An 8,045-nucleotide genomic window follows, 5' to 3' on the forward strand; every position below is an offset into this window, starting at 1 on the left:
GACGCGCTGGCGGATTAGCGGCTCGACTTCCTGAAGCTGCATGGGCGAGACGGCGGGCGTCACCGCCTTGCGCTGCACATCGTGTTTCGGCTGGTCCATGGCGATGAACATGGGCGGCTGAAACTCTTCGCTGTCGCCGATCACGATGGTGGGCTCGGAGGAAAATTCCTTGTGATGCGTATCGACGAAAACGATGTCGTTGAACTTCGTGATCGACCAATAAGGGCCGAACTCGCTGTCCTCGATGAAATGCACCGGGTCTTCCTTGCGCAGCCGCTCGAAATAGGCCCAGTGCTCCTGGCGCTCGAACAGGCCGGCATCGGAAACGTCCAGCTTCTCGATCGGTATGGAATAAGGATCGACGCTGTGATCCTGCGGAAAATCGCTTGCCGCTACGCTCATTCTTTCCTCCCGCGCCTTGCAGCGCTCCTCTTGGGTCCCCGGGGCTTGCGCCCCCCTTGTAGGTTGCGTCTTTCAGTCCTGCGTTTCTTAATGCTGGGCTTCTTAATGCTGAGCTTCCGGCATCCGCACGATCAGCCCGTCGAGCTCGGCGCTCATTTTGATCTGGCAGCCGAGCCGGCTGTTCTCTTCCACCTCCGCGGCGAAATCGAGCATGGACTCTTCCATCTCGCTGCGCTCGCCCGTTTTGGCGAGCCAGGCCGGGTCCACATAGACATGACAGGTGGCGCAGGCGCAGCTGCCGCCGCAATCCCCGTCAATGCCCGGAATGGCATTGTTGATGGCCCCTTCCATCACCGAATAGCCGTCTGCCACCTCCACCTCGTGGATCGTTCCGTTATGCTCGATATAAGTCACCTTCGGCAAAGCGTGCCTCCTCATCCCGTTCCGTTTGCATCCCTGCATACTGTCTGGCCCTTAAGGGCTCTTTTGCGTAGTGTTAATACGCACTTTAATATTTGAGGATATTTTGGGGGTGCTGTCAATAAGGACGGTGCCTTGGCGGCAGCCTCTAAAAGAAAAGCGGCTCCCGTTACAAGGAGAGCCGCTTTACATGATCAGGGGCGGTATTTAAGCGTTACTGCGCCGTCTTGCCGCCGCCGGGGCCTTTAGCGGACACCTTGAACGTCCCATTCGCCCGCGCGCAGGGCTTGCCGTCCGCCGTGACGAAGCATTGCGCGAAATCGAGGCTGCGGCCCGGTTTCACAAAACCCGTCTCCACCTCGATCCATTGGCCAAGCTCGGCGGAGCCGAGAAAGTCGACCGTCAGGGTGACGGTGACGAGGCCGCGTATATCTTCATGATGCTTGGCGCAGGAAAGCCCCATCGCATTATCGGCAAGCGCACTGAGAAGCCCGCCATGCACGAAACCGCGCGAATTGGTGTGCGCAGGCCCGGCGCGGAAGCCGATGATCACCGCTTTATCCGTCTCTTTCGAATAAAGCGGCTCCCAAGGGTCGGTCAGCGGGCTCTTGCGGAAGTGCGGCGCGAAGCCTTCGGGTATATCGCTCATGGTTGTCTCACGCGTCATAGAGGGAAGGGCGGTGCGCGGCGCTGCGCATGGAAACATCCATCCAGGCCTCTGGCGCGGCATCGAAATCATAGACCTCGGTTGTCACGAGCTCCGGCCGGAAACCATGCGCCCGGCAACAGGTGAGCACGTCCTCGAAGGCGGGGCGCAAATTGGGCCGGCCCGTCACATACGTAATGCCCTTGTGGTACATCTCGCGCTGCGGCACCGCCGTCATCTCCGAAAGCTGCATGCAAACGCTCGTAACGATCGCTTCAGGCTCGGCATGGCGGATGGCGGTGACCAGCATCTCCGCATCCCCCGAGGCATCGACGACGATGGAATATCCCTCGGCAAGCGCGCCCGGATCCGTAATCACCCGCGCGCCGTATTTCGCCGCTTCCGCGCCGCGGGAAGGGTTCTCATCCCAATAATCCACCTGTCCTGCGCCCATCGCCTTGGCGATGCCTGCCGCGTAAATCCCGATCACCGAGGCAAGCCCGCCCGCCACAAGCACGCCAGCGCCCGGCCGGGCTTTGAGATGCGGGCCAACGGCGCGCCAGGAATCGAGCGCCATATCCGCAACGCCGATGAGGGCGAGCGGGTTTGCCCCTTCCGGCAGCGGCACCATCATCGCCCCCGCATAGGGCACATAGACGAGATCGCCCGCCGACGAGCCGAAGCCGCCTGCCCGGCCCATGCCGAAGGAAGCACCGAAGGGCACGCTCTCACAACGGCCCGTATAGCCGCGTTTGCACTTCGTGCAGATACCGCAAAAGATCTGCGCGGTGACAAAGACTTTCTGGCCTTCCTTGAAACCCTTCACCTGATCACCAAGCTCGACGATCTCGCCGATCATCTCATGGCCGATCGCTTCACCCGGCGCCATCGGCACGAACCCGTGCACGAAACCGGCATCCAAATCGCAGCGCCCGAGCGCCAGAGGCCGGACAACCGCTCCGCCATCATGGACGAGCCGGGCATCCGGCACCTCCCGCCATTCCACCTTGCCGTCCCCGGCAAAAACCAGCTGCCTCATCGCTTTCTCCATGCGTTTTCAATATTGATATTTATAGACTAGTCTATAAAATAAAGACACGTCAAGCAGGCGCAAACCTGCCCGGCAAAACACGAGGAGAGGCTGCATGACCACACGCGCGAAACACCGCCCCGCTCTCATTGAAACGGCGGCCCGTCTCTTCCGCCGGCAGGGATATGCGGCAACCGGCACGAACGAGATCCTGGCCGAAAGCGGGGCGCCGCGCGGCTCGCTCTATTACTACTTTCCGGCAGGCAAGGAGGAAGTCGGCGCCGCCGCGCTGGAGGCGGCAGGCAAAACCGTCACCCGCACGCTCACCGCCCTTGCCGCCGAGACATCTTCACCGGCAGAGTTCGTGAAGGCTTATCTGGAGCTTCTGGCAGGCTGGCTCGAGCAGTCCGATTACCGGGACGGTTGCCCGATCTCCACCACTTTGCTGGAAACGGCGCCCGCCTCGCAGAAAATCACCGCGGCCGGCCAAAACGCCTTCCGGCATTGGCAAGCGGTCATCGAGGCGGTGCTGGCCCGGCATGGCTGGCCCGAAGCGCGGCGGGCGGGCACGGCCAATCTCATTCTTTCGGCAATCGAGGGGGCGCTCATTCTCGCCCGCGCGGCCCAGTCCCCCGCACCGCTCCATGCCGCCGCAGAAGAGCTCGCCCTTATTCTCGAGCAATAACCGGGCCCGAAGGTGCGGGAAAAGGTCCGGCAAGCAGGCATAACAAAAACGCCGCCGGGGCAAGCCCAGGCGGCGTTTTGATAGTGTTTACATCGTTCAGAAGGGATCATCTCACTCGCTGCGCTTTGCACTTAGCAGGCCTGGCGGCGACCTACTCTCCCACACCTTAAGATGCAGTACCATTGGCGCTGAGGGCTTTCACGGCCGAGTTCGGGATGGGATCGGGTGTAGTACCCTCGCTATAACCACCAAGCCGGCAAAGGGCAAAGCGCAACGAGTTAATCAGAAAAATTCACTGTGTTCTTCTCGTCCGTGTGGGCCACGGACATAAGTAATGAGAGCAATCAAGCCAATCGAGCAATTAGTACCGGTAAGCTCAATGCGTTGCCGCACTTACACACCCGGCCTATCAACGTGGTGGTCTTCCACGACTCTCAAGGGAGAACTAGTCTCAAGGTGGGTTTCCCGCTTAGATGCCTTCAGCGGTTATCCCTTCCGCACATAGCTACCCTGCTGTGCCGTTGGCACGACAACAGGTCCACCAGAGGTGCGTCCATCCCGGTCCTCTCGTACTAGGGACAGATCCTTTCAATTCTCCTACGCCCACGGCAGATAGGGACCAAACTGTCTCACGACGTTCTAAACCCAGCTCACGTACCTCTTTAAATGGCGAACAGCCATACCCTTGGGACCTGCTCCAGCCCCAGGATGAGATGAGCCGACATCGAGGTGCCAAACACTGCCGTCGATATGGACTCTTGGGCAGTATCAGCCTGTTATCCCCGGCGTACCTTTTATCCGTTGATCGATGGCCCTTCCACGCGGGACCACCGGGTCACTATGACCGTCTTTCGACTCTGTTCGGCCCGTCGGCCTCACAGTCAGGCAGGCTTATGCCATTGCACTCAACAGCTGATTTCCGACCAGCTTGAGCCTACCATCGCGCGCCTCCGTTACTCTTTGGGAGGCGACCGCCCCAGTCAAACTACCCACCATACACTGTCCCGGATCCGGATAACGGATCGCGGTTAGACATCAATGAAGATAAGGGTGGTATTTCAAGGGTGGCTCCACCTGAGCTGGCGCCCAAGCTTCAAAGCCTACCACCTATCCTACACATGCCGCCACTAATGCCAGTGTAAAGCTATAGTAAAGGTGCACGGGGTCTTTCCGTCTGACCGCAGGAACCCCGCATCTTCACGGGGAATTCAATTTCGCTGAGTCTGCGTTGGAGACAGCTGGGAAGTCGTTACGCCATTCGTGCAGGTCGGAACTTACCCGACAAGGAATTTCGCTACCTTAGGACCGTTATAGTTACGGCCGCCGTTTACCGGGGCTTCAATTCGGAGCTTGCACCCCTCCTTTTAACCTTCCGGCACCGGGCAGGCGTCAGACCCTATACGTCGCCTTGCGGCTTCGCAGAGCCCTGTGTTTTTAATAAACAGTCGCTACCCACTGGTCTGTGCCACCTCCACCTGGTTGCCCAAATGGAGGTCTCCCTTCTCGCGAACTTACGGGAGCATTTTGCCGAGTTCCTTCAACGCAGTTCTCTCAAGCGCCTTGGTATGCTCTACCAGTCCACCTGTGTCGGTTTCGGGTACGGTTTTAACGGAGGAGCTATTTCCTGGAACGCCTTCGCTGCCAGACCAATCCAATAAGGACTGACAACTTACGGTATTCGTCACTACCTCCAAGTACAGGAATATTAACCTGTTTCCCATCGACTACGCATTTCTGCCTCGCCTTAGGGGCCGACTAACCCTGCGCAGATTAGCTTTACGCAGGAACCCTTGGACTTTCGGCGAGAGTGTCTCTCACACTCTTTATCGCTACTCATGTCAGCATTCTCACTTCTGATATCTCCAGGTGCCCTCGCGGGTCACCCTTCGCAGACGTACAGAACGCTCCGCTACCGCGTACACAAAAGTGTACACCCGCAGCTTCGGTGTATGGCTTTAGCCCCGTTACATCTTCGGCGCAAGAGCGCTTGACCAGTGAGCTGTTACGCTTTCTTTAAATGATGGCTGCTTCTAAGCCAACATCCTGGTTGTCTGTGCACCCTCACATCCTTTCCCACTTAGCCATAACTTAGGGACCTTAGCTGGCGGTCAGGGCTGTTTCCCTCTCCACTACGGACCTTAGCACCCGTAGTGTGTCTGCCGAGTAGTACTCCATGGTATTCGGAGTTTGGTTAGGTTTGGTAATCCGGTGAGGACCCCTAGCCCATCCAGTGCTCTACCCCCATGGGTATTCACTCGACGCTCTACCTAAATAGATTTCGCGGAGAACCAGCTATTTCCGAGTTTGATTGGCCTTTCACCCCTAGCCACAAGTCATCCCCGAATTTTTCAACATTCGTGGGTTCGGTCCTCCAGTGGGTGTTACCCCACCTTCAACCTGCTCATGGCTAGATCACCCGGTTTCGGGTCTAATCCGACATACTTAATCGCCCTATTAAGACTCGCTTTCGCTGCGCCTACACCTATCGGCTTAAGCTTGCATGCCAGATTAAGTCGCTGACCCATTATACAAAAGGTACGCCGTCACCCTTGCGGGCTCCGACTGTTTGTAGGCATCCGGTTTCAGGTACTATTTCACTCCCCTCGTCGGGGTGCTTTTCACCTTTCCCTCACGGTACTAGTTCACTATCGGTCGACAAGGAGTACTTAGGCTTGGAGGGTGGTCCCCCCATGTTCAGACAGGATTTCACGTGTCCCGCCCTACTCGAGGTCAAACATTCGATTTACCTGTACGGGGCTATCACCCACTACGGCCCGCCTTTCCAGACGGTTCCAGTTTTCTCATGTTTGACACTGGCCTGGTCCGCGTTCGCTCGCCACTACTAACGGAGTCTCGGTTGATGTCCTTTCCTCTGGGTACTTAGATGTTTCAGTTCCCCAGGTTCGCCTCTTACACCTATGTATTCAGTGCAAGATACCCTTGCGGGTGGGTTTCCCCATTCGGAAATCCATGGATCAAAGCTTGTTCGCAGCTCCCCATGGCTTATCGCAGCGTACCACGTCCTTCATCGCCTCTTGTCGCCAAGGCATTCACCAGATGCCCTTAAGACGCTTGATCGCTCTCATTACCAATGTCCGCGCATAAGGCCGAAGCCCAATGCCCTGACACCGATAACGAGTATTCGGTCAGAGAATTTTTCTGATTGTTGAGATGTGTCCTTCTAAGTGATCCGTGCAGATCACAGCGGACAAATCCCTTCTTTACGATGTAAATGATCAATCGGCATCCGGACGGATACCGAAACTTTGTTCTCTCATGTGACAGCGGCAGCAGGCCCGAAGAGTGTTGGAGAAGATTGGTGGAGGCGGACGGGATCGAACCGACGACCTGAAGCTTGCAAAGCTACCGCTCTCCCAACTGAGCTACGCCCCCTTCTATCTTGACCAGAACCTGACCGCAAAGATGGTGGGCCTGGGTAGACTCGAACTACCGACCTCACGCTTATCAGGCGTGCGCTCTAACCACCTGAGCTACAGGCCCCCAAATCGATACCAGGTCGATAAGCGTGCGCTCGTCACAAGAGAAAGAGAAACGAAGGCGGCGGTATCCCGCGTTGTATTGTCGAAACTGCGGCCCAGGCGAAATGCCCAGTACCCAGCTTCATGTCTATTGAAAAGCCGATAGAAATTCGCAGAGCGAAGATCTGAAGGCTAATCCTTAGAAAGGAGGTGATCCAGCCGCAGGTTCCCCTACGGCTACCTTGTTACGACTTCATCCCAGTCGCTGACCTTACCGTGGTCGGCTGCTTCCATTGCTGGTTAGCGCACCGCCTTCGGGCAAAGCCAACTCCCATGATGTGACGGGCGGTGTGTACAAGGCCCGGGAACGTATTCACCGCAGCATGCTGTTCTGCGATTACTAGCGATTCCACCTTCATGCTCTCGAGTTGCAGAGAACAATCCGAACTGAGACGGCTTTTAGGGATTTGCTCCACCTCGCGGTATCGCTGCCCTCTGTCGCCGCCATTGTAGCACGTGTGTAGCCCAACCCGTAAGGGCCATGAGGACTTGACGTCATCCCCACCTTCCTCCGGCTTATCACCGGCAGTCCCTCTAGAGTGCCCAACTTAATGCTGGCAACTAAAGGCGAGGGTTGCGCTCGTTGCGGGACTTAACCCAACATCTCACGACACGAGCTGACGACAGCCATGCAACACCTGTCACCGATCCAGCCGAGCTGAAGGAAACCATCTCTGGTAACCGCGATCGGGATGTCAAGGGTTGGTAAGGTTCTGCGCGTTGCTTCGAATTAAACCACATGCTCCACCGCTTGTGCGGGCCCCCGTCAATTCCTTTGAGTTTTAATCTTGCGACCGTACTCCCCAGGCGGGATGCTTAATGCGTTAGCTGCGTCACCGAACAGCATGCTGCCCGACAACTAGCATCCATCGTTTACGGTGTGGACTACCAGGGTATCTAATCCTGTTTGCTCCCCACACTTTCGCACCTCAGCGTCAGTACCGAGCCAGTGAGCCGCCTTCGCCACTGGTGTTCTTTCCAATATCTACGAATTTCACCTCTACACTGGAAATTCCACTCACCTCTCTCGGACTCAAGACTGACAGTATTGAAGGCAGTTCCAGGGTTGAGCCCTGGGCTTTCACCCCCAACTGATCAGTCCGCCTACGTGCGCTTTACGCCCAGTAATTCCGAACAACGCTAGCTCCCTCCGTATTACCGCGGCTGCTGGCACGGAGTTAGCCGGAGCTTCTTCTGTGGGTACCGTCATTATCTTCCCCACTGAAAGAGTTTTACAACCCTAGGGCCTTCTTCACTCACGCGGCATGGCTGCATCAGGCTTTCGCCCATTGTGCAAGATTCCCCACTGCTGCCTCCCGTAGG

General features: G+C 57.2%; 4 protein-coding genes, 2 tRNA genes, 3 rRNA genes and 1 pseudogene. 1 reads left to right on the plus strand and 9 read right to left on the minus strand.

The genetic code is table 11. From position 1 onward, the window contains the following. The 4 genes and pseudogenes from M2A_RS16585 to M2A_RS16600 form a co-directional block, all read right to left on the minus strand. Window positions 1-402 (minus strand): annotated as a pseudogene (locus M2A_RS16585) (cytochrome P450); the annotation flags it as partial. A 102-nt stretch (window positions 403-504) separates the two neighbouring features. Beyond that, the gene (locus tag M2A_RS16590; protein ID WP_045449848.1) at window positions 505-825 is read right to left on the minus strand and encodes a 2Fe-2S iron-sulfur cluster-binding protein; all 321 of its coding nucleotides are present in this window, start codon (window positions 823-825) and stop codon (window positions 505-507) included. Between the two features lie 211 nt (window positions 826-1,036). Beyond that, the gene (locus tag M2A_RS16595) at window positions 1,037-1,471 is read right to left on the minus strand and encodes a PaaI family thioesterase (RefSeq protein ID WP_244444483.1); all 435 of its coding nucleotides are present in this window, start codon (window positions 1,469-1,471) and stop codon (window positions 1,037-1,039) included. Window positions 1,472-1,478: 7 nt separating this feature from the next. After that, window positions 1,479-2,507 carry an alcohol dehydrogenase catalytic domain-containing protein gene (locus M2A_RS16600; RefSeq protein WP_045449854.1) on the minus strand — a complete coding sequence of 343 codons (1,029 nt, stop codon included), beginning with the start codon at window positions 2,505-2,507 and terminating at the stop codon, window positions 1,479-1,481. Between the two features lie 106 nt (window positions 2,508-2,613). On the opposite strand from M2A_RS16600, the gene M2A_RS16605 reads away from it, so the two are divergent. Beyond that, window positions 2,614-3,183 (plus strand): TetR/AcrR family transcriptional regulator, encoded by a 570-nt coding sequence (locus M2A_RS16605; protein WP_045449852.1) that lies wholly within the window; start codon window positions 2,614-2,616, stop codon window positions 3,181-3,183. A gap of 138 nt (window positions 3,184-3,321) precedes the next feature. Here M2A_RS16605 and rrf read toward each other — a convergent pair. The 5 genes from rrf to M2A_RS16630 all read right to left on the minus strand — a co-directional run. After that, window positions 3,322-3,436, minus strand: a 5S ribosomal RNA gene (gene rrf / locus M2A_RS16610). An 87-nt stretch (window positions 3,437-3,523) separates the two neighbouring features. Then, a 23S ribosomal RNA gene (locus M2A_RS16615) occupies window positions 3,524-6,261 on the minus strand. Between the two features lie 239 nt (window positions 6,262-6,500). Next, window positions 6,501-6,576 (minus strand) — tRNA-Ala (locus M2A_RS16620). A 31-nt stretch (window positions 6,577-6,607) separates the two neighbouring features. Continuing rightward, window positions 6,608-6,684: transfer RNA gene (locus M2A_RS16625), tRNA-Ile, on the minus strand. Between the two features lie 181 nt (window positions 6,685-6,865). Continuing rightward, window positions 6,866-8,045 (minus strand): 16S ribosomal RNA (locus tag M2A_RS16630); the annotation flags it as partial.

Origin of the sequence: Tepidicaulis marinus, assembly GCF_000739695.1 — a bacterium.
Lineage (GTDB): Bacteria > Pseudomonadota > Alphaproteobacteria > Parvibaculales > Parvibaculaceae > Tepidicaulis > Tepidicaulis marinus.

Bases quoted from the DNA above. Each gene is read 5' to 3' on its own strand.
- M2A_RS16595 (WP_244444483.1), bottom strand. From the start codon at position 1,471: ATGAGCGATATACCCGAAGGCTTCGCGCCGCACTTCCGCAAGAGCCCG.
- M2A_RS16600 (WP_045449854.1), bottom strand. From the start codon at position 2,507: ATGAGGCAGCTGGTTTTTGCCGGGGACGGCAAGGTGGAATGGCGGGAG.
- M2A_RS16605 (WP_045449852.1), top strand. From the start codon at position 2,614: ATGACCACACGCGCGAAACACCGCCCCGCTCTCATTGAAACGGCGGCC.